This is a genomic window from Lentzea alba (assembly GCF_047445655.1).
Classification (GTDB): Bacteria; Actinomycetota; Actinomycetes; order Mycobacteriales; family Pseudonocardiaceae; genus Lentzea; species Lentzea alba_A.
This window is the reverse complement of sequence record NZ_JAJAEG010000024.1, coordinates 39,812-61,161: the sequence shown is the minus strand read 5'-3', so window position 1 is coordinate 61,161 and position 21,350 is coordinate 39,812. Positions and strand designations below refer to the sequence as shown.

16 protein-coding genes and 1 pseudogene are annotated in these 21,350 nt (G+C 67.2%); 13 read left to right on the top strand and 4 right to left on the bottom strand.

All coding sequences use genetic code 11. The annotated features are described in order from the left end of the window. Positions 1 to 276, top strand: a pseudogene (locus LFM09_RS33900) (transcriptional regulator); the annotation flags it as partial. Positions 277 to 389: 113 nt separating this feature from the next. Here the strand turns inward: LFM09_RS33900 and LFM09_RS33895 are convergent. Next, positions 390 to 896 (bottom strand): integrase core domain-containing protein, encoded by a 507-nt coding sequence (locus LFM09_RS33895; protein ID WP_414100754.1) that lies wholly within the window; start codon positions 894 to 896, stop codon positions 390 to 392. 81 nt (positions 897 to 977) lie between these two features. Here LFM09_RS33895 and LFM09_RS33890 point away from each other — a divergent pair, with 81 nt between their 5' ends. The 9 genes from LFM09_RS33890 (at position 978) to LFM09_RS33850 (ending at position 8,839) form a co-directional block, all read left to right on the top strand. Beyond that, on the top strand, positions 978 to 1,226 hold the full coding sequence (locus LFM09_RS33890; protein ID WP_414100664.1) for a hypothetical protein: 249 nt from the start codon (positions 978 to 980) through the stop codon (positions 1,224 to 1,226). 131 nt (positions 1,227 to 1,357) lie between these two features. Beyond that, positions 1,358 to 2,611 carry an urea ABC transporter substrate-binding protein gene (gene urtA / locus LFM09_RS33885; protein ID WP_198680902.1) on the top strand — a complete coding sequence of 418 codons (1,254 nt, stop codon included), beginning with the start codon at positions 1,358 to 1,360 and terminating at the stop codon, positions 2,609 to 2,611. Between the two features lie 73 nt (positions 2,612 to 2,684). Next, entirely contained in the window at positions 2,685 to 3,569 is an 885-nt protein-coding gene (urtB, locus tag LFM09_RS33880) for an urea ABC transporter permease subunit UrtB (protein ID WP_382379873.1), read from the top strand. Continuing rightward, entirely contained in the window at positions 3,566 to 4,678 is a 1,113-nt protein-coding gene (gene urtC / locus LFM09_RS33875; protein WP_112267866.1) for an urea ABC transporter permease subunit UrtC, read from the top strand. Before urtB ends, urtC begins: the two co-directional genes overlap by 4 nt. Next, complete coding sequence (gene urtD / locus LFM09_RS33870; RefSeq protein WP_414100663.1) at positions 4,675 to 5,451, top strand: urea ABC transporter ATP-binding protein UrtD; 777 nt, start codon at positions 4,675 to 4,677, stop codon at positions 5,449 to 5,451. The genes urtC and urtD overlap by 4 nt, the downstream gene beginning before the upstream one ends. Next, the gene (urtE, locus tag LFM09_RS33865) at positions 5,452 to 6,144 is read left to right on the top strand and encodes an urea ABC transporter ATP-binding subunit UrtE (RefSeq protein WP_112267871.1); all 693 of its coding nucleotides are present in this window, start codon (positions 5,452 to 5,454) and stop codon (positions 6,142 to 6,144) included. It begins immediately after the preceding gene. 19 nt (positions 6,145 to 6,163) lie between these two features. Continuing rightward, the gene (locus tag LFM09_RS33860) at positions 6,164 to 6,886 is read left to right on the top strand and encodes a GntR family transcriptional regulator (RefSeq protein WP_112268248.1); all 723 of its coding nucleotides are present in this window, start codon (positions 6,164 to 6,166) and stop codon (positions 6,884 to 6,886) included. 450 nt (positions 6,887 to 7,336) lie between these two features. Next, positions 7,337 to 8,425 (top strand): integrase core domain-containing protein, encoded by a 1,089-nt coding sequence (locus LFM09_RS33855; protein ID WP_414100662.1) that lies wholly within the window; start codon positions 7,337 to 7,339, stop codon positions 8,423 to 8,425. A 9-nt stretch (positions 8,426 to 8,434) separates the two neighbouring features. Next, positions 8,435 to 8,839 (top strand): hypothetical protein, encoded by a 405-nt coding sequence (locus LFM09_RS33850; RefSeq protein WP_414100661.1) that lies wholly within the window; start codon positions 8,435 to 8,437, stop codon positions 8,837 to 8,839. Between the two features lie 187 nt (positions 8,840 to 9,026). On the opposite strand, the gene LFM09_RS33845 is transcribed toward LFM09_RS33850, so the two are convergent. From LFM09_RS33845 to LFM09_RS33835, 3 genes are all read right to left on the bottom strand, one after another. Continuing rightward, the gene (locus LFM09_RS33845; protein WP_414100660.1) at positions 9,027 to 9,350 is read right to left on the bottom strand and encodes an AbrB/MazE/SpoVT family DNA-binding domain-containing protein; all 324 of its coding nucleotides are present in this window, start codon (positions 9,348 to 9,350) and stop codon (positions 9,027 to 9,029) included. 128 nt (positions 9,351 to 9,478) lie between these two features. Next, the gene (locus tag LFM09_RS33840) at positions 9,479 to 10,603 is read right to left on the bottom strand and encodes a tyrosine-type recombinase/integrase (protein ID WP_414100659.1); all 1,125 of its coding nucleotides are present in this window, start codon (positions 10,601 to 10,603) and stop codon (positions 9,479 to 9,481) included. Positions 10,604 to 11,035: 432 nt separating this feature from the next. After that, a complete protein-coding gene (locus LFM09_RS33835) occupies positions 11,036 to 13,234 on the bottom strand; it encodes a cutinase family protein (protein WP_414100658.1) in 2,199 nt (732 codons plus the stop codon). Between the two features lie 788 nt (positions 13,235 to 14,022). On the opposite strand from LFM09_RS33835, the gene LFM09_RS33830 reads away from it, so the two are divergent. The 3 genes from LFM09_RS33830 (at position 14,023) to LFM09_RS33820 (ending at position 21,314) form a co-directional block, all read left to right on the top strand. Continuing rightward, the gene (locus LFM09_RS33830; protein WP_414100657.1) at positions 14,023 to 16,899 is read left to right on the top strand and encodes a CHAT domain-containing protein; all 2,877 of its coding nucleotides are present in this window, start codon (positions 14,023 to 14,025) and stop codon (positions 16,897 to 16,899) included. Positions 16,900 to 17,180: 281 nt separating this feature from the next. Beyond that, entirely contained in the window at positions 17,181 to 18,320 is a 1,140-nt protein-coding gene (locus tag LFM09_RS33825) for a macro domain-containing protein (protein WP_414100656.1), read from the top strand. A 3-nt stretch (positions 18,321 to 18,323) separates the two neighbouring features. Next, on the top strand, positions 18,324 to 21,314 hold the full coding sequence (locus LFM09_RS33820) for a CHAT domain-containing protein (RefSeq protein ID WP_414100655.1): 2,991 nt from the start codon (positions 18,324 to 18,326) through the stop codon (positions 21,312 to 21,314). The last annotated feature ends 36 nt before the right edge of the window (positions 21,315 to 21,350 follow it).

Sequence of the window (21,350 nt, the reverse complement as noted above, 5' to 3'; positions counted from 1 at the left end):
CACGGCCACGCCGCCAACGAACGCGGGCTGCGGGAGCTGGTCGGCGAACTCGCCATCGCCAGTCCCCGGTTCCGCGGGCTGTGGGCCGCACCGTCGCCACGCGGCCCGGTCCGCCCGGGAACCTGCTTCTTCCACCCCGACATCGGCGAGCTGGACCTGCGCACGGAGATCTTCCCGATCAGCAGCGCGCCGGGTCAGCGACTGGTCGCGCAGCCCGCCGAACCGGGCTCGCGCTCCGCCGACGCGTTGGTTCTGCTGAGCACGCTCGCCGCGTGACCGGCGTGGTCCCGGATCAGGTGGTCTCGCCGACGACGACCTGCACGGTGGAGTACTTGCGGCGCAGGTCCTTGAACGGCTGGTACTCCGGCGAGTCTGTGCCGCTCGAAAAGTCATCGCTGCTGGTCAGGCGCCTTTCTGTACTCGTTGATGAGTCCGCCGAGGATGCGCGTGCGGAGCACTCTGTGGGTTTCGGGGTCGAGTACTGCGGCGGGGTGGTGTTGGTCCGCGGGTGGTAGCTGGTCGCGGGCTTGGTGGGGTCTGTGTCGGTTGTAGTGCTCTTGGTAGGTCTTGAGGACGTGCCGTGCGTGGGCTTCGCCGGTGATCAGGCCGTGGTCGAGCAGTTCGCGTCGCAGGGTGCCGATGACCCGTTCGCAGTGGGCGTTCATCCGGGGCGCTTGCGGCGCACTTTTGATCACCCGCAGTTCCTCGGCTTCGAAGACGGTGTCGAACGTCTTGCCGTATTTGCCGTCGCGGTCGTGTAGCAGGGAGCGCAGGGACTCCATGCGCGTCCCGAGGTCGGCGGCGAGGTTCCTGGCTTGCTGCACCGTCCAGTCCTGGGTCGGATGGGTAGTCACGCCGGTGGTGTGCAGGCGTCTGGTTCCGTGTTCGAGGAACACCAAGGCGTACAAGCGTGTGCCGAGTGCTGTGGCGATTTCTTCGAGGGTGGGGTCTGGTGGCCGGAGTGCGGTCGCACCGACTTGGCGACGGGTCGGACCGAGTACCTGACGACCGGGCTGTGGCTGCGCTCGTCCGGCCAGGCATTGTTGCGCGCGTTGTTCCTCGTTCCCTGCCGGGTCCGGCACCAGCTCACCCTGCACGTCGACCGCAACCCGATCGGGATCGGCGGCTTGGCCGAACAACTCGCCGCGCACGGTGCTCACGACCTGATGTTTCCGCCGGATCTCGCGATCCGGGCCTGGCCGGACCGTTCGGCTACGACGTCGTAACCGCGCGCCGCCACCACCGCAACATCGCGTACCTAGCGTTGCCTCCCTGGATACAGGCCTGTATCCAGCAGCTCAGAGGCGGCTTTCGACGAGCTCCGCGCTGCCTCGGCCTTCGTGAAAGGCGCATGCGGATGAACATCTCACTAGCCCGGCGGCTGGTCGCCGTGGCAACGGTGTCGGCGATGGGACTGCTCGTCGGCTGCGGCGCTCGTGTGTCCGACGACCCGTCGACCGGTGCGGCGGGTGCCGGCTGCGTCGACACCTCGGGGTCGTCGGTCAAGATCGGTTTCCTCAACTCGCGCTCGGGCACGATGGCGATCAGCGAGAACACCGTCTACAACTCGCTGAAGCTCGCGGCTGACCAGATCAACGCCGCCGGCGGTGTCGCGGGAAAGCAGCTCGCGATCGTCGCCGAGGACGGTGCGTCCGAGCCGACGACGTTCGCGGAGAAGGCCGAGAAGCTGATCCGCGGTGACTGCGTGGCCGCGGTGTTCGGCGGCTGGACCTCGTCGTCGCGCAAGGCGATGCTGCCGGTCTTCGAGTCCAACAACGCCCTGCTGTTCTACCCGGTGCAGTACGAGGGCCTGGAGTCGTCGAAGAACATCTTCTACACCGGCGCCACCACCAACCAGCAGATCGTGCCGGCGCTCGACTACCTCAAGGAGAAGGGCGCGAAGAGCCTCTTCCTGGTGGGCAGCGACTACGTCTTCCCGCAGACCGCCAACAAGATCATCAAGGCGTACGCGAAGGCGAACGGCATCGAGGTCAAAGGCGAGGAGTACGCGCCGCTCGGGCACACCGACTTCTCCACCATCGTCTCGAAGGTCAAGGCGGCCGATGCAGACGCGGTGTTCAACACCCTCAACGGCGACTCGAACGTGGCGTTCTTCAAGGAGTACAAGAACGCGGGCCTGACGGCGGACGCGATGCCGGTGCTGTCGGTGTCGATCGCCGAGGAGGAGGTCGGCGGCATCGGCGTCGGCAACATCGTCGGCCAGCCGGTGGCGTGGAACTACTACCAGACCATCGACAGCGCGCAGAACAAGAAGTTCGTCGCCGACTTCAAGGCCGCCTACGGGCCGACGAAGGTCACCTCCGACCCGATGGAGGCCGCCTACACCTCGTTGTACCTGTGGAAGGGCATGGTCGAGAAGGCGAAGTCCTTCGCGGTGGCGGACATCCAGAAGGCCGCTGGCGGGGTCACCTTCGACGCTCCCGAAGGGAAGGTGACGGTCAACGGGGAGAACCACCACATCGCCAAGACCGCGCTTATCGGCAAGATCGGCCAGGACGGCCTGATCCACACCGACTGGACCTCGGGCAAGCCGATCGAGCCTGACCCCTACCTCAAGTCCTACCCCTGGGCCACCGGTCTGTCCGGCTGAGCATCCACACTCCGACACCGGCCGGGGACCACCCGGCCGGTGACCTGCCGGTCCGATCTCACGGAGGCATGTCGTGGAAATCCTGCTGAGCCAGCTGTTCAACGGCCTGTCGGGAGGGTCGATCCTCCTGCTGGCCGCGCTGGGCCTCGCTCTGACGTTCGGGCAGATGGGCGTCATCAACATGGCGCACGGCGAGTTCATCATGGCCGGCGCCTACACCGCGTTCGTCGTGCAGAACCTGCTCGGCGACGCCGGGCTGTCGTTGCTGGTGTCGCTGCCCGCGGCCTTCGTGGTGGGCGGCCTGCTCGGTCTCGCCCTGGAGGCGTTGCTGCTGCGGCGGATGTACCACCGTCCACTTGACACTCTGCTGGTCACCTTCGGTGTTTCCCTGGTGCTGCAACAACTCGCTCGCGACGTGTTCGGCACCGCCGGCGTCGACGTCGCTGCTCCGGGGTGGCTGTCCGGTCCGGTGGAGGTCTTCGGGGTCGCGTTCCCGAAGACCCGGTTGTTCATCCTGGTGCTCGCGATCGTGGCCGTGGTCGTGCTCTCGGCGTTGCTCGCGTTCACACCGCTGGGCCGCCGGATCCGCGCCACGGTGCAGAACCGGTCGCTCGCGGAGAGCTCGGGCATCTCCACCCGGCGCACCGACCGCATCACGTTCTTCGTCGGTTCGGGGCTGGCGGGAGTCGCCGGGGTGGCGCTCACGTTGATGGGCTCGATCTCGTCGAACCTCGGCACCAACTACATCGTCGACGCCTTCCTCGTGGTCGTGGTCGGCGGGGTCGGCCAGATCAAGGGCGCGGTGATCGCGGCGTTCGTGCTCGGCGTCGCGCAGTCGTGGATCGAGTACTCCACCACCGCGTCGATCGCCAAGGTCGTGGTGCTGGCGCTCATCGTGGCGTTCCTCCAGGCACGCCCCCAGGGCATCTTCGTCGTGCGGACCCGGAGTCTCGTATGAACCTCAAGTCGTTCCTCACCAACAGGTGGGCGGTGGCGGCCGGGTTCGCCGTCGCGGCGGTCCTGCTGCTCGTCGTGGCACCGGCGCTGCTCTCGTCGTTCCGGCTCGGGTTGCTGGGCAAGTACCTCTGCTACGCCATGGTCGCGGTCGGCATCGGCCTGGCGTGGGGGCGTGGCGGGATGCTCGTGCTCGGGCAGGGCGTGTTCTTCGGGCTCGGCGCCTACATCATGGCGATGCACCTGAAACTGGCCGACGCCCCGCCGAGCACCGGCGTGCCCGACTTCATGGCGCTGATCTCCTCGGACGGAGTGCCCGTCTGGTGGGAGCCGTTCCGGTCCGGCGTGGTCACGCTCATCGCGATCGTGGTGGTGCCGACGGCGGTAGCGGTCCTCTTGGGACTCGCGACGTTCCGGCGCAGGGTGCGCGGCGCGTACTTCGCGATCCTGTCGCAGGCGCTCGCGGCGGCGTTCGCGATCCTGCTGATCGGCAACCCGCGCAGCACCGGTGGATCGACGGGTCTCAACAACTTCAAGGGGTTCTTCGGGTTCTCGCTGCGCGACCCGGCGAACCGGATGACCCTCTACGTCATCGCCGTGGTCGCCCTGCTCGCGATGGTCGCGGTGGCGCGCCAGCTGATGGTGAGCCGCTACGGCGAGCTGCTCGTGGCGTGCCGTGACGCGGAGGAACGGGTGCGGTTCCTCGGGTACGACCCGGCGGCGATCAAGACGTTCGCCTACGCCGTCGCCGCGGTGATGGCGGGGGTGGCCGGGGCGTTGTTCGTGCCGATCGTGGGCATCGTGTCGCCCAACGACGTCGGCATCGTCCCGTCGATCGGGCTGCTCATCGGTGTCGCGATCGGCGGCCGCACGACGTTGCTCGGACCGGTGCTCGGCGCGATCGCCGTGGCCTGGGCCGAGACGTCGCTGTCGGAACGCTTCCCGTCGGGCTGGACCTACGCGCAGGGCCTGCTGTTCATGCTGGTCGTGGCGTTCCTGCCAGGCGGGCTCGCGTCGCTGCGGCCGATCGTGCGCGGATGGCGGGAACGGCTGCGGCCCTCCCACACCGCCGATTCGGCTCCTGTCCCGTCGCTCTCGGGGAGCTCGCGATGAACGCCGACTACCTGGAACTGACCAACCTGACCGTGAGCTTCGACGGGTTCGTGGCGGTGGACCGCGTGAACATGTCGGTGCTGCCGGGCGACCTGCGCTTCCTCATCGGTCCCAACGGTGCGGGCAAGACCACGCTGATCGACGCGGTGTCCGGACTGGTGCCCGCCACCGGCGCGGCGCGGTGGGCGGGCGAGAACCTCGTCGGCCGCAAGGTGCACCGCATCGCCCGGCTCGGCGTGGGCCGCACGTTCCAGACCGCCACCGTGTTCGAGGAGCTCACGGTGGCGCAGAACCTCGACATCGCGGCCGGTGCGCGTCGTGGCCCGCTCACGCTGGCCCGGCGCCGTACGAGTCTGCCCGAGGTAGTCGTCAAGGCGATGGAAACTATCGGACTCACCGACCTCGCGGACGCCCTCGCCGGCACGTTGTCGCACGGTCAGAAGCAGTGGCTGGAGATCGGCATGGTGTTGGTGCAGGACGCCCGGCTGATCATGCTCGACGAGCCGGTGGCCGGTATGAGCGCTGAGGAGAAGGACGAGACGGGGCGGCTGCTGCAACGCATCGCCGCCGATCTGACCGTCGTCGTGGTCGAGCACGACATGGACTTCATGCGGGCCTTCGCCACGTCCGTGACCGTGCTGCACGCCGGGAAGGTGCTCGCGGAGGGGTCGGTCGCGCAGGTGCAGGCCGATCCGCGGGTGCAGGAGGTCTACCTCGGTCCTGGCGAGCACTCGAAGGCCGTGGCCGAGGCCGTGCTGGGGGAGGGGGCGTAGATGCTGCAGCTCGTCGACGTGGAGGTCGCCTACGGGCGGACCTCCGTGGTGCACGGCGTCACCGTCGAGGTACCGGCCGGTGGTGTCACAGCGATCATGGGCCACAACGGCGCGGGCAAGACCACGCTGTTGCGGGCGGCGGTCGGCACCCTGCCCGCACGGTCCGGGCGGGTGCTCCTCGACGGAGAGGACGTCACCGCGCTCGCGCCGCACAAACGGGTCGCGCGCGGTCTGGGGTACGTGCCGCAGGGACAGCAGTCGTTCGGGCAGATGACCACGATGGAGAACCTGCGCGTGGTCGCCGACGGGCGCCCGCGCGGCGGGGCGTTGATCGACGAGGCCCTCGACCTCTTCCCGGCGCTGCGGGGGCTGCTCGGCCGCCGCGCGGGCCTGCTCTCCGGCGGGCAGCGCCAGCAGCTCGCGATCGCCCGCGCACTGGTCGCCCAGCCGCGGGTGCTGATCCTCGACGAACCCACCGAGGGCATCCAGCCGTCGGTGGTCGCCGAGATCGAGGAGATCATCCTCGGCCTGACCAGGCGCGGAGACCTGTCCGTGCTGCTGGTGGAACAGCATGTGGGCTTCGCGTTGTCGGCCGCGCACTCGTACTACGTGCTCGCGTCCGGCCAGGTCACCTCGTCTGGTTCCGGTGGAGAGACAGCGCTCACCGACGTTCGCGCTGCGATGGCTATCTGAGAGCAGCTACACAGTGTCCATGAACGAGATCAACGCCCATGCCCCGACCTCGCTCCGTGAGCGCGTCTACCTGGAACTGCGCGACGAGGTGCTGGGCGGGCGGATCGGTCCCACCGAACGGCTGACCGAACCACGCCTGTCCAAGCGGTTCGGGGTGTCGCGCACGCCGGTTCGCGACGCCCTGACCCGGCTCGTGGGCGACGGCCTGCTCGCCCGTGAGGAGTGGGGTTACTCGGTCGTCGTGCCGAGCATGGCCCGCGTCCGCGACATCTACGAGGTGCGCATCGCGGTCGAGCTGCGCGGGATCAGCCGCAGCATCGAGAACCCGCAGGTGCGGCACGACGTCGACGCGCTGGGCACCGAACTGGAGCACTGGTACGCGCTGAGGGCCGCCCCGCCTGAGCCGTCACCGGAGTTCGTGCTCGAGGACGAACGCTTCCACACCGCGCTGCTCGCCTCGTCCGGCAACGCCGAGCTCGTCGCGGTGCTGGCGGACGTGACCCGCCGCATCCGGCGCGTCCGCATGTACGACTTCATGATCACCGGCCGCATCGAAACCTCGATCGACGAGCACATCGAGATCGCCGAACGGGTGGCCGAGGGCCATCTGGAGACCGCGCACCGCCTGCTGCACGAGCACATCGGGGCCTCGCTGGAGATCGTCGTCGAACGCGCCACCCGCTCGCTCGCCGCGATGAACGCCCTCGCCGGCCCCACTCCCATCTACCTCGGGTCGCCCTGACGAAAGGTCCGCCGGTGTTCGACACCCGACGCCGACGCCCCGCACATGCAGGCCGCCGACCACGCCGTGCGGCTGGGGCCGACTCCTACCAGCGCGCCGATGAGGTGCTGGTGGCGAGCGGGCGGGCGCGATCCACCCTGTGGGGGTGCCAAAACTCCGCACTCATACGCTGAACTGCGGTGATCAGGTTCTGTCGTCCCGAGGGCATGATCGTGGGCGCTGCGACTGCTGCACCTCGAGATTGGATTGGGCTGATCGCGCGGAGCCGGCCGTGGTGACGCGGCGGTCACCGGTGTGGTTGCGGGAGCACCAGTTGGTGTCTCTGGCACCGTGCTGCGCCTCCCACTCCCGCTTCTACTGGGGCCTGAAGCTCTATCTGGTCACCTGTGCCGCCCGGAAAGTCATCGCTGCTCTGAGTAGCGAGGTCTTCCCGGCTGCGAGCATGCCTGGGTGATCGTTTCGCTGTTGTACAGGGTGGTCTGCAAGTTGCTGTCCGTTCCGGCGGTGCTGTTTCCCAGTGAGTCAGCCAAGGATGCGGAGCTTCTCGTGCTGTGGCACGAGAACGTCGTGCTTCGTCGGCAGTTGACCGGTCCGGTTCGTTACGAGCCCGCGGACCGGTTCTGGTTCGCCGCGCTGTCGAGACTGGTGCATCGTTCGCGCTGGCAGGAGGTCTTTCCAGTTACTCCTGGCACGTTGCTCTGCTGGCACCGCAGGTTCATCGCTTCGAAGTGGGACTACACATCACGTCGGCGAACGGGTCGTCCCTCCACCCAGGCGGTGATCAGGGCGCTCGTACTCCGGCTTGCCAGAGAGAATCCGCGGCGGGGACATCGGCGGATTCATGGTGAGCTGGTTCGGCTTGGTCATCGCCTGGGTGCCTCGACGGTCTGGGAGATCTTGCGCCGCGCGGGCATCGATCCGGCGCCGCGGCGATGCGGCCCGACCTGGCGGGAGTTTTTGACCGCGCAGGCCGAGGGCATCATCGCGGCGGACTTCTTCCACATCGACACCGTGCTCGGCACACGTCTGTACGCGCTGGCGTTCCTCGAACACGGCACCAGGCGCCTGCACATCACCGGTGTCACCGCGCATCCGACGCGGGGCTGGACGGTGCAACAGGCGGGGAACCTGGCTGGCCAACTCGGAACGCGCATGGAATCTCTGCGCTTTCTGCTGCGTGACCGCGACGGCAAATACGGCGACGCGTTCGACGCCGTCTTCGAGGCAGAGGAACTTCGCGTGATTGCGACTGCACCGCGAGTTCCCCGGATGAACGCGCACTGCGAACGGATCATCGGCAGCATCCGCCGCGAGGTTCTCGACCATGTCCTCATCATGGGAGAAGCTCACGCACGTCATGTCCTCGCGGCCTACCAAGCGCACTACAACGAGCACCGGCCTCACCAGGCCCGTGCCCAGCGACCGCCAGACATCCAAGAACACCCCGCAGCGGCGCATGATCTTGATAGCCCTGGCTGCCCACCACTTCGCACGCGGATTCTCAGTGGGGTGATCAACGAGTACAGGTATGCCGTGTGAGCTGCAGCGATGACTTTTCGAGCGGTACACGGTGTCGATCCGGTCGCTTTGGTCGAGGCCATCAACGAAGCACAGGAGAAGCGCGCGGCCGCTCAAGCTGAGCCGAGCGGGACACAGAAGCCTGCTGCGCGAGTCGCCGCCGACCTCTACGCCGCGATTGATTCGCTCGGCGACGTGAAGAAAGTGACCAGGCTCGGAGAGCCGGAAGAACTGCAAAGACTGTACGAGAAGTTGAACGTAGAAATCGTCTACAACGCCAAAGAGCGGACGCTCGATGCGAGCATCCGCCCTGTTGGTAGGGATAAAGCCAGTGTCCGAGGGGGGACTTTCGCCCCCACCGTGGGGAGAATCCCCCGAAACGGTGACAGTTCACCGTTCTCTGGTGTTGCTGCTGGACTCCTGCGAGCGGGGTGAGTCTCCCCGACTGGGGAAGGTTCACCATGTCGGAGACAGTATCAGGTCCAGGGCAGTGGCAGTGCTTGTGGCACGGCGGCACTTCTGACTCTGTCGGGCTGGGGTCGGGCTGCATTGCCACTTCAGGCAGGGGTTACGCCGAGAAGGGGCAGGGGAGGGCTGGGTGCAATGAGGTGGCGCTTCACAGTTAACGCTTCCGGCGGTAATGGTTTGTTAGCATCGCTGTGACCATCGCGATCGGATGCACGAGGAGAATTGCCGAGTCCGGTATTGCGACAAGCAATAGACGATCTCCGGCGCGGATGCCGAATTGGGCTCGAGCACCTGCGGGGATGAACAGTTGTCGTCGTGAGTCGATCGCTTTCGTTGGTCGTTTGGCGGTTGTTCTCCGCACGATGATGGCATCGGCGCTCACTGAGAGGTAGGTGCGGTCATGGACGGCCCAGTTCAGAGCGGCGATGACATCGGCAGCGGGAATGCGGCCGGAGTGGTCGATCTTCGCGATGGTCATCGTTAGTGGCGAGTGTGGGCTGTTTGCGGGGATCCGCTGCAGTGGGAGTGGATCAGAGGGCACAGCCGGTCGCGCTGCCAGGGGCGGCGGCGGTAGGAACAGCGGGACGGCGGCTTCGGTCACGTCGCTCACCTCGCGGCGTTGTGAAGGGCTGGGTTGCTGATTGGCTGCTGGGGTGCCAGGGGATGTGGTTCTCCGACGAGGGCGGAGAGTGCGGCGGCGATCTCGGGTAGTTGGGCGCGGGTGTAGATGCCGGTGGTGTCGTTGTGGTGGTCGGTGTGGCCGGCGTAGGCGTGGGCGACTGCGTGGCCGAAATGGCGTTCGACCCAGGTGAGGGTGGTGTGTCGGAGCCAGTGTGTGGAGATGCCTTGGGCGGCTGCCCAGGGGAGTTGGTTTCCGACGCGGCGCCAGAGGCCGTCGTACCGTCGGCTGGTGATCGGCGTTCCGTCGCGGTAGCGGAGCAACGGTTCGGGTGATGGCCGACGGGTGCCGCGTTGCTCGCGATGCCGCAGCAGCGCTTGAATGAGGGTGGGGCTGGCTGGTTGCCAGCGGATTGTGTTGTTCTTCTCCCGCAGGCAAAGCAGGCACCAGCGGGGCTCGATGTCGTTCTCGTGGAGTGCGAGTGCTCCGCCGCGTCGGCAGGCGGTTTCGGTGTGTAGGCGCAGGATGAGTGTGTCGAGTGGAGTGTCGTCGCCGGTCGTGGCGACAACGTTGTTGATGTCGGCCAGTTCTTGGTTGGTCAGTGCCCGGCGCAACGATGGCCGTCTGCGTGGTTTCGGTATCGCGGCTGCCGGGTTGTGGTGCGGCGGGAGGATTTGGTCGCGGATGGCGTGTACGTAGATGGTGCGCATCGCTGCGAGAAGGTGTTCGCCGGTGCTGTGGCCGCCGCGGTCTGTTCGTCGGATCATGCGGAGGTCGACGATCTGGCGCATGAAGGTTTCGATGTCGGTGGCGTCGACGTGGTCGAGTGGGCGGTCACCGAAGGTTGTGATGATGTGGGTCCAGTAGGTGCCGTAGGTGCGTCGGGCGCCTGGGCCCGCGGCGTCAGCGACACGGGGGACGTACTCGGCGAAGGTAGGGACGTCGGTGGGTTCCCAGAGGAGGTCGTCGGGGGTGAGTCCGAGTTGGGCGATGAGGAACCGGGCGGCTCGGATGGTGGTGGGGTTGTTGCTCATGACGCGCCTCGAGGGCATTTGAGGGAGCCGCTCGCGAGAGGGCCCGTGCGGAGTGCAGGCGTGGCGGCGCTGCGTCACGACGGACCGCAGGACTGTTCTGCTTCGGCGGCGAGAAGCTACATCATCGTTTGGCTGGATCAGATGCGGAGATCGGCGTCGCGGGCTGTTGGTCCACCTGGCCAGATCTAGTGACGAGCATTGGGGACGATCGGGCCCTGTCGCGAGTGAGCCGTTCATGGGCTCGCCGGCCCGCCGGGCCCGCCGCGGCGCAATGCCGCGGAGGCGACCTCCTTGATCGTGGCGCGGATGTAGGTGATCGAGAAGTCAGCGTCGCTCCTGCCGAAGTGTCCGGCAGCCTGTGGTCCGTGCAGGGGCCCTGCACGTGGCCGGGTCAGCGGCGCGCTCGCTGGCAGGGGAATGCCCGCGAAGTGCTATACCTGGGCCTGCTGGCGTCCTGACTGGAGTCCTGGGAAGCGCAGGGCCAGCGGCGTTACCGGCCCTGCGTCGTTGTCAGGCCTTCCGTCGGCGACTGATCACGACCGCGCCGACGCCGAGAGCGAGGAGTACCAGTGCGGCGGCCACGAGGACTACGACGTTCGCGCCGGTGTATGAAAGGAAGCCACCTGGCTTGCTCAACGGTGGAGCCGGGGCTGGTGTGTTGGATGATGGCGTAGTGGTGGTCGTCACGGACGTGGTGGAGCTCGGGGGAGTTGTCGAGGCGGCGCCAGCCCGAATGCCGTTGCTGGTTGCGGGATCGCTTGAGCCGTATCGGCTGACGGCTTCGACCTTGAACTTGACCTCTCGATCGGTGGGAACGCCGCGGACGGTAGCGCTGCGGTCGTCTGCGGTGGTCATACCCAGCATGAATTCGTCGTCGCGGTAGATCCGATAGCCCCCGATCGGTGCGTCACCCGCGTCCGCCGGAGGCGTCCACGTCAACGTGACTGCGCTGTCTCCTGACGATGCGGCTTTCGCCGACGCCGGAACGCCGGGCGGCCTGGGGACGTGCTTGTCGGCGGCAACCTGAACCTGCGCTGTGCCGATGGCGACGTCGCCGTCAGTGGCCTTCACGGTGACGGAGGCGAGGCCGTCGTAGCCGGCGCTGTAGCTGTGAGCGGCCGTGGGGGACGGTCCTCGTTCGTCCACTGTGCCGTCGCCGTCGAAATCCCAGGCGTACTCGACGATCGCGCCTTCGGGGTCGAAGGACCCGGCGGCGGTGAAGTGGATGGTTTCGCCAATGCCTGCCGTGTAGGGGCCGCCCGCCGCGGCGACGGGTTTGAGCGAGAACGCAGTCGCCGCATCTTTGATCGCCTGGACCACCTCGTCGGCACCTGCGGCGGTGAACACCTTGCCCTTGCTGCCTTCTGCGAGCTCGGTGAAGCTGGCGACGGCCGCTGGATCGCCGCCGACCACGATCGGGTTGATCACTACCGGGTCGAGTTCGAATGCCCGAGCGAGCACCTGCGTGGAGGTGTAGCCGGTGCCAGGTTCAGGATTGTGCGCGGGTGCGTCGCCAATCGTGATGGCTAGCTTTAACGCCCCGTCGCGCCAGCCAAGGCCGAAAGCCGTCATCAGTCCCGAGTAGACGGATTCCGGGAAGTTGCCGCCGCCAGAAGCGCCGAGGGTGCTGACCGCGGTCGCGAACGCGGCGCGGTCGGCCGTGAACGGCGTGACCACCCTTGCCTGATAGGGGTCGCCGAGATCCTTGTAGTCCACCAGCGCTACCTGGGGCGAACGAGCGAGTCCGAACAACGCTGACGTCACCTGGTTGATCGACGCCTGGGCGTTGGCGATGTCGTCGCCCATGCTGCCGGTGGTGTCCACGACGAACGCGACGTCCACTTTTTCGGTCGGGCGGAGCGCGATCGGGATGACGGTGGTGACAAGGTCGCCCGCGAGATCAGGGCGGATCGAGCGGAGCTTGAGCGAGATCAAGTTCGCCGCCTCCGGCATCCACTTCCCGGGATATTCCATGTGGGCGTCGATGTTGAGACGGATGTCCAACGGGTTGAGGCTGCAGATCATGTCCCCTTTGTTGCACCACGCCGCTACCTTGTCCTTCAACGCCTCCGGCATGTACGGCATGCGGCTGCCAAGCGTGCCGCCGAGGTTCGGCCAGTTGTAGTCGCCGTGCGCCCACGCGGCCGGTCCGAGGATCCCGCTGTTGAACTTCGGATCGCCGAACAGTGCGACATAGCCGATGGACGCTTGGGCGTTCGCAGAGAGCAGTGGCAGTGCGGCGCCGACGACATCCGCGCCCTGTGAATACCCACCGAGCACAACAACCTCGCCCTGCGCCCGGCACAGCGCGGCGCGCTCGTCGAGGAACTTCACCAGTTCCTTGCGGCCGGTGGCACGGCTGTTGTTGTAGCCATCGAGAACGAGATCGGCGTCCGGATCGAAGCTGAAATCGACGCCGAACCAATGCCAGAAGTCCTTCGCCGGATAGCCACCGGCATCGACGGCGCCGTCGATGCCGAGATCGCCAAGCTCGATGAAGCTGTGTCTGACGCGGGTGCCCAGGTTGGTGTCGAGCAGCTTGCCGAACTCGGTGGCTGTCTTGTCTTTCAGTTTCTCATCGGAGCCGCGAGCGAACACTACGAGGACCTGCTGGCAGTCGGGTGCGGCGACTGTGGCTGAGGCCAGGAGGGGCGCACCGGCGACCACGAGGACGAAGGCGGCGAGCAACGCGCGTATGCGGATGGACACGACTGTGCTCCTGATGGGGATGGCGGCGGTCTGGTTCCCTTTGCTGTCCCCGACAGATACTGCGTTCGTGCGCCCGGTGGATCGCGGGACTTTCAACCCGCGTTACACGCTCCCATTCCGCGAGCGTGCGCGTTTCCTATAGCTCCACGTCAGCACCTGAGCATCGGATCTATTCCATCTACATCGGACTTCTCGCGCACATCTGCGTTCGTTGATCGTGCCACCTCACGGCACCGCGCAGGGAGGTGAACACCTTTGGGGCAGCCGACATCCACGTGCGATGACCGGCTGATCTGGCAGGACACGGCTCGACCACCGTGCATCACCTGGCTCTGAGCGGCTATGAGGTCTTCCGCTTCGTTGCCGCTGAACCGCGGTACGAAAGCGAGGTGCGGACGATGGTCGACAAGTTCCTCGGCGACTGTTCCGGATCAATGGGTCCACTTAGGACGCAACGGTGGACTGATCAACGAGTACGAACTGCGGCAGTCTCAAGTACAGGCCGGACCGTCGAGAGATCGTCGGATGGTGCCGGACCGTAACTGTGCCACCTTTTCCTGCGACACCACTCTATGTCTGGGCGCAGATCGACAAGTTGTGGATCAAAGGGAGTCGCGCTGGTGGTACATGCAGAAGGTCCGGGTGACCGCACACGGGCACTGGAAGCCCTGGCCACGGCGCTGAACAAGCTCGGCAGCCGACCTGAGTCCGCTGAGGTGTTCTCCGAACCGTTGGACGAGTTGGCTGCTGCGGTGACCCGGACCGCGTCACCCACCATGGAGCACGACTTGGACGCCCGCTACCTGCTGGGCTGGTGGCACCTCCACCGCTACCAGGTGCTGCCTGTGGACGAGAGACAGGTCGAATTGGATCGAGTGTTTGCTGTGTGGGGGCCGCTCATGATCAGTGACCCCGAACGGTTCCCTCCCAAGATCGTCCGGTACCACGAAACCTTCGTCGACCCCACCGACAAGGCGATCGACCTTTTCCGTCGTTTCGAGCGGACAGGGCACCTCCCCGAGTTGGAAGAGGCCGTCATCTTCTTCCGCGTCATCGTGACCACCACTCTCGCGGACGACCCCGACCTCGGTATGCATCTGTCCAACCTCGGCGGTGCCCTGCAGGCCCGGTTCGAGCGGACCGGTGATACGGCCAACTTGGATGAAGTGATCAAGGTTGGCCGTAGAGCGGTGGACGTCACCCCCGCCGGCCACCCCGAGTTCAGCGGACGCCTGAACAACCTCGGCAACGCGTTACGTATCCGGTTCAAGCGGACCGGGGACGCGGCCAGCCTGGACGAGGCGATCGTTGCTTTGCGCCGAGCGGTGGACGTCATCCCCGTCGGCGACGCCGACATCGGTGCGATGCTGTCCAACCTCGGTGGGGCCCTGCAGGCCCGGTTCGAGCGGTCCGGCGACGCGGCCAGCCTGGACGAGGCGATCGTTGCTTTGCGCCGAGCGGTGGACGTCATCCCCGTCGGCGACGCCGACATCGGTGCGATGCTGTCCAACCTCGGTGGGGCCCTGCAGGCCCGGTTCGAGCGGTCCGGCGACGCGGCCAGCCTGGACGAGGCGATCGTTGCTTTGCGCCGAGCGGTCGACGCCATCCACGCTGACGACGCCGACATCGGTGCGATGCTGTCCAACCTCGGTGGGGCCCTGCAGGCCCGGTTCGAGCGGTCCGGCGACGCGGCCAGCCTGGACGAGGCGATCGTTGCTTTGCGCCGAGCGGTCGACGCCATCCACGCTGACGACGCCGACATCGGTGCGATGCTGTCCAACCTCGGCTCGACCCTGCAGACTCGGTTCAAGCAGACCGGGGACGCGGCCAGCCTGGACGAGGCGATCGATGCTCTGCGCCGGGCGGTGGACGCTACCTCCGCGGACCACCCAAAACTCAGCGGGATGCTGTTCAACCTGGGCAACGCTCTGCGGACCCGATTCGAGCGTTTCGGGGGGACAGAGGTGTTGGCAGAGTGCCGTCGGCGCTATGCGCAGGCGTGGGCGGGGCGGTCAGGCCCGGTCGATGTGCGGGTGGCAGCTGCACGCCGGGCGGCGGACATGGACCTAATAGCGGGGGATGGCAAGCATGCGCTGGTGATGGCCGAACGTGGCGTTGAGTTGCTGGGATTGCTGGCACCGCGGCGGTTGCAGCGCGTGGACCGCCAACACCGCGTCACCAGCCTGGCTGGACTCGCCAGCACGGTCGCCACCGCCGCTATCGCTGCCGGGCGCCCCGACACAGCGGTCGAACTACTGGAGCAAGCCCGTGGCCTGCTCATCACCGACACCCTTGACACCCGCGGCGACCTCACCGTCCTGCACCACCACGCCCCCGACCTCGCCGCCGAGTTCACGGCGCTGCGCGACGCGCTCGACACCCTCGACCACGCCACCGCACCGCTCCCAACACCGTCATCTCCCAAACAGCGCGGCTACCTGTTGGCAGCCTGGGAACAGCTCCTGGATCGCATCCGCGCGATCCCCGACCTCGCGGACTTCCTCCTCCCGCCCTCCCTTCAACACCTCAGGAAAGCGGCCGACGAAGGACCCATCGTCTACCTCGTCACCCACCGCCACGCCAGTCATGCCCTCATCGTCACGAACAACCCACACCAGTCCGTACGCGCCCTACCCCTCTTCGACCTCACTCCCACCAACACTGCAGACCACATCGACCTCCTCCGCGAAGCTCAGCACACCGCCAACAACCCCCGCCGCAGCGCCCGCGACCGCGTCATCGCCCGCCGGCGAATCCACCAAACCCTCGGCTGGATCTGGGACACCATCGCCGAACCTGTCCTCACCCACCTCGGCCACACAGTCACCCCAGCCGACAACGAACCCTGGCCCCGCATCTGGTGGTGCCCCGTCGGCCTCGCTACCTTTCTCCCACTTCACGCCGCAGGTCATCACCTCACCACCACGGACACCGTCGCGCACAGCAACGACACCGTCTTCGATCGCGTCATCTCCTCCTACACCCCTACCGCTCGAGCTCTCCTCCACACCGCCCCCGGCACAGACGCAACCGGCGTCCCCAGCACGGTGATCATCGCCGTTCCCGACGCCGATCCCCACCCGGACATCCCAACCCAGCCAGATCTCCCCGGAGTGAAAAGGGAAGTGGCCAACCTTCGCGTACTGATCCCCACAGCCACCACACTCCCCGCACTCGGACAAGCCGCTACCCGCGACACCGTCCTCAACGGACTGTCCAACCACAACATCGCCCACTTCGCCTGCCACGGCCTCGCTGACTGGGCCAACCCCGCCCAGAGCCGACTCATCCTCCACGACCACCACACCCACCCACTCACCCTCAACCACATCACCGCACTCCGACTCACCGACGCCCGGCTCGCCTACCTCTCCGCATGCAGCACCACCAACACCAACCCCGCCCACGCCGACGAAGCCACCCACCTCACCGCGGCCTTTCAACTCGCTGGATACACCTCCGTCATTGGCACCATCTGGACCATCAACGACCACACCGCGACCGCCATCACCAGGAACTTCTACAGCCGCCTCACCGGCAAAGGCACCAAGCCACCCGACACACGGCTCGCAGCACATGCCCTCCACTGCACCATCCGCGCACTCCGAAACGCGAAACCCATGCTTCCTGACCATTGGGCCGCCCACATCCACGCCGGCCGCTAGACATCCGGTCCTCGTGCTGGTGGCCGAAGATCGGGAGCGTCGCGGTAGAAGCCGGTTAGTGAGCAAGAGGTTTCCAACAGGCTCTTGCGCAGAAACTGCTCGTCGATGACGAGACTGTGGTTGCGGTGCAGCGGGTGCGAGTGGAGGCGCCCGCCAAGGACGACGAGGTCCAGAGGAGCGGGACGCCAACGTCGGCATGAACACCCCGGCGCGAGATCGCCCCGACGGCCTACCGCAAAACACCAAGCCGGGATGGCAGAATCGACCTCCGGGGTGAGCGAATGAGCGGTGTGTTTGTCAGCTACCGGGTCCGCGAGCAACCCGGCTACGCGACCTTGGTGCATCGTGAACTGTCTACCCGGTTCGGGGCCGATCAAGTGTTCCTCGCCTCGCGTTCGATCCAGGCGGGCGAGGACTACGTCGCGTCGGTGTTCGGCACGTTGCGCCAATGCGCGGTCCTGCTTGCCATCATGGGTCCACAGTGGAGCGAGCTGCTGGGCGATCCGGAGCAGGACTGGGTGTACCGCGAGATCCACTGCGCGTTCGAGGTGGGCCTTCGGGTGATCCCGGTCCTGGTGGAGGATGCGGAACTGCCACCGTCCAAGGATCTTCCGCAAGGCATCGCCGCATTGGCCCGGTGCCAGAGCGTGCGGCTCAGGCACTATTCCATCGGCAGTGACATGAGCCATCTCGTCCGCGTTCTGCGGCCGTCGGTTCCCGCGCTGCCCGGCTCGGCGGCCGGACGCGCGCGAGCGAGGCTGCCAAGCGAGGTGAGCCGGGTCTTCAAGCACCCCGGTACAACGGTCCGAGTGGTGACCGGCGATCTGTTCGATCAGCCTGGGCAGCTGGTCGTCGGGTTCACCAGCACGTTCGACACCGACACGACCGACGACCTCGTGATCAGCGCGAGTGCGGTGCAGGGCCAGTTGCTGCACAAGTTCTACGGAGGTTCCAGGGAGGAGCTCGACCGGGAACTGGACCAGGCCTTGAGCACCCACACGCCCACCGCGGTGGAATCAGCCTCCGCCAAGCGGTTCGGCAAGCTCGCGAGATACCCGGTCGGCACGGTCGTGGTGCTGCGTTCGCACGGCAGGAGGGTGTTCTGCCCGGCATACAGCGAGATGGGCAACGACCTGGTGGCACGGTCCACAGTGGATCTTCTGTGGGCCAGCCTGCGGAAGCTGTGGGACGCGGTGGCCGAACACGGCAAACTCGAACCGCTGGCGATGCCGGTGGTCGGTTCGGAGCTCGCGAGAATCAACCCGCTCGACCGGGAAAACCTCCTCAAGATGATCCTCATGTCCTACGTGACCAGGTCCAGGGAAGCGGTGTTCTGCAGGGAGTTCACGGTCGTCGTCCACCCGAAGGACGCCGGTGAGATCAACATGCCTCAGGTCGCCGCGTACTTGCGCAGGTTGTGACACGTGGCCAGCGAGGAGATCCCGGCGGCTCTTGCAGTCGCCTCGGCCGCGGTGGTGGCCGCGGAGCCCGGTAGTGAGCACTGGGCTCGCGCGGTCGACGAGCTTGCCGAGGAGTTCGTGGCGGTAGGGGATCGGGACCGCGCGATCGAGGCACGCCGGCTGGGTGCCGCCGGACTGCCGGAGGAACTGCGCACAACGCTCGGCGCCGCACTGCTCACCAATCTCGGGGCCGACCTCATGGCGCGCTACGAGGACCGGGGAGAGATCTCCGACCTGCGGGAAGCTGTCGTACTCGCCGAGTTGGTTCTCGGCGCCGCGGAAGGCTCCGACCGGTTGGTCGCGGCTGTCAACCTGGCCGTGTGCCACATTCTCCTGGCCAGGCGTCCCGGCGAGAGCGAGACGCGTCCGCCTGCCTTGCACGCGCTCGCGGATGAGCTCGCGATCGCCGGACCTGATCATTCGTTGCGCGAGGTCGCGGTCGCGGTGCTCGCATCGGGGCACGTGGAGGCATGGCAACAGGATGCCGACCTGGAGCTGCTCAACCGCGGAGTGCTGGCCGTGACGGCAGCGTGCCCGGAGGGGGGCGGCATCGAGGTGGCCCAGCTGCTCATGAAGTTCGCCGAAGCGACGTCGAGCGGGAGCCACCTCGACTCGGCGGAGCGACGAGCCCGCGCGGCATTGTCTGACGCACCGGCACACGACCGAAGCAGCCTGCACCGGCTGCTGGCGTTGGTGCTGCTCGCACGGCACGGCTCGGGGAGTGACCCGTCCGTGCTGCCGGAAGCGCTGGCGGAGAGCGAAGCGGCGGTGCTGGCGGCCGAGGAGTCCGGCGTCCGGAACCAGGTTGCCAACGCGTTGTCGGTGCGTGCGGCGGCACGTGCGGAAACCGTTCGTCGCGGCGGCCGCTCCGCCACCCTGGACGGCGCCATCGACGATGCCCGTGCGGTGCTCGAGGTCATGGGGCGGGACAACGCGGTGGCCGAGTACATCAATCATCTCGGACTTCTTTTGTCGGAACGGTTCGACCTAGTGGGAGACAGTCGCGATCTGAAGGAGTCGATCGAGCTTGTGGACGAGGCGCTCGAATCGGGCCCGCCCGTGGGTGACTTCGTGGTGATCGCCACGAACCAGGCGACGTCGCTGCTGTCGAGGTATGAGCTTGACGGAGTCGACGCTGATCTCGATCGCGGCATCGAGCTCATTGAGCGGGCCATTGCCGCGACAAACGAGGAGTCCGCAGGACTGGCGGCGCGGCACCACACTGCGGGCCACTTGCTGGCTGCGCGTGCCCACCACCGGGGTGGTCAGGACGACTGGGTGGCTGCCGACGAGCACGCTGCGGCCGCGGTCAGGTTCGCGGGCGAGTCGAGTGACCGCGCGAACTACCTCAACAGTTGGGGCCTCGTCGCCACCGAGCTCTGGCGGCGGACTGGTGAACTACAAGATCTCGACCGGGCGATCGAGTACTTCCAGGAGGCCTCAGAGGTCATCGCCGCATCGTCTGCCACCGACCTGGAACGGTTGGGTTTGGTGCCCGCGATCGTGAAGTTCAACCTGGGGTGCAGGCTTGCCGACCGGTTCGACGTCGGCCTCACGTCCGGGCACGAGGACCTGGTGCTCCTGCAACGGGCGGCTGACCTGTTGGACGATGCCGTGGCCGCCGAATACCCGCACTTGACCGTCGAGGCGGGGCGACGCCTTGGTGACATCGCCCGGCGGGCGCAGCTGTGGTCTGAAGGAGAGCACGCGTTCAGGCTGGCGTTGGAGGCGGCCGGTGAGCTCGCCGTGCTGCGGCCGTCGCGGCCGGACAAGGAACGCGCCCGTTCCGGTGTCCAGGGGCTGGGCGCTCTGGCGGCGTTGTGCGCGGTCCGGGCGGGAGACGCGGCCGCCGCGGCCGTCCACCTCGAACAGGCGTCGGCCACCCTCATCGCCGAGGCGGTCGGCGCGCTTCAGGAGACCGCGACGTTCCAGGGCATCGTCGAATCCGCGAGCCTGATGGGGCGCCATGTCCTCCTGCTCGGGGTGACGAACGGGGAAGGCGTCGCGGTGCTCGTCGGCCCGGATGGCAGCACCCGGCACACCGAGCTGCCCGAGCTGACGGAGTCGGGGGTGGCGGCGCGACTCGACGAGTTCCGGAAAGTCGTCGACGAGACCTCGGCCGTCGGCGACGACCCTGTCGGGCATCGCCGTGATGCGGCCGACGTGTTGTCGGCGTGGACCGTCGGCGTGCTGCTCAGCCGGATTACGCCGCTGCTCGGGCACGTCGAACGCCTGGCGGTGCTTCCGTTGGGGAGCTTGGCGTGGTTGCCCATCACGACCGCGGGGCGGCCAGGAGAAGTGGCCCTGCTCTCACATCTGGAGCCGCTGCTCCTGATCCGCGCGACGATCACCCGGAAATCGGCTGTTCGCGCCGAAGGTCCGGCACGTGTGGTGGTCTGGGCAGACAGCGGACCGCCCGACCGGCTGATCCCAGGGGTGGTTCGGGAAGCACTCCGAGTCGCACGACGTCATCCGAGCGCCGAGGTGTGGATCGACGGCGGAGAGACCACGACCGGCGCGGGCCCCGCCGACCTGCTCATGGCCGACATCGCGCACCTCGCGTGCCATTGCGACGTCGATGTCGATCAACCGATGCGGACGGTACTGCGCCTCGACCCGCCCATCCGGGTCGGCGAAGACCTGGTCAGGTCCGAGGACGCCCGCGCGCACGTGGTGCTGAGCGCGTGCGACGCCGCCCGTACCGGTGCGACGCTGCCGGACGAGGCGCTGAGCGCCGCCACCGCGTTCTTGCTCGCGGGAGCCGGTGCCGTGACGGCGCCGTTGTGGCCGGTCGCCGACGGAGCTGCTCCCGCGTTCATGTCGGAGTACCACGCGCTGCTGGCCCAGGGGGTCGCCCCGGCCCGCGCGCTGACCGAGGTGCAGCGGCGTTGGGCGGCGAGCCGGCCTCGGTTCGTCTTCGGGCCGTGGGTGGTCACCGCGTGGCCGGCGGCGTGACGGGTCACTCGCTGGGTTGATCTTGCTGTTTCACGG

What these genes read in the sequence shown, in the direction of transcription:
- urtA (WP_198680902.1), top strand. Translation starts at nt 1,358, where the DNA reads ATGAACATCTCACTAGCCCGGCGGCTGGTCGCCGTGGCAACGGTGTCG.
- urtC (WP_112267866.1), top strand. Translation starts at nt 3,566, where the DNA reads ATGAACCTCAAGTCGTTCCTCACCAACAGGTGGGCGGTGGCGGCCGGG.
- urtD (WP_414100663.1), top strand. Translation starts at nt 4,675, where the DNA reads ATGAACGCCGACTACCTGGAACTGACCAACCTGACCGTGAGCTTCGAC.
- urtE (WP_112267871.1), top strand. Translation starts at nt 5,452, where the DNA reads ATGCTGCAGCTCGTCGACGTGGAGGTCGCCTACGGGCGGACCTCCGTG.
- LFM09_RS33860 (WP_112268248.1), top strand. Translation starts at nt 6,164, where the DNA reads ATGAACGAGATCAACGCCCATGCCCCGACCTCGCTCCGTGAGCGCGTC.
- LFM09_RS33850 (WP_414100661.1), top strand. Translation starts at nt 8,435, where the DNA reads ATGACTTTTCGAGCGGTACACGGTGTCGATCCGGTCGCTTTGGTCGAG.
- LFM09_RS33845 (WP_414100660.1), bottom strand. Translation starts at nt 9,350, where the DNA reads ATGACCATCGCGAAGATCGACCACTCCGGCCGCATTCCCGCTGCCGAT.
- LFM09_RS33825 (WP_414100656.1), top strand. Translation starts at nt 17,181, where the DNA reads ATGAGCGGTGTGTTTGTCAGCTACCGGGTCCGCGAGCAACCCGGCTAC.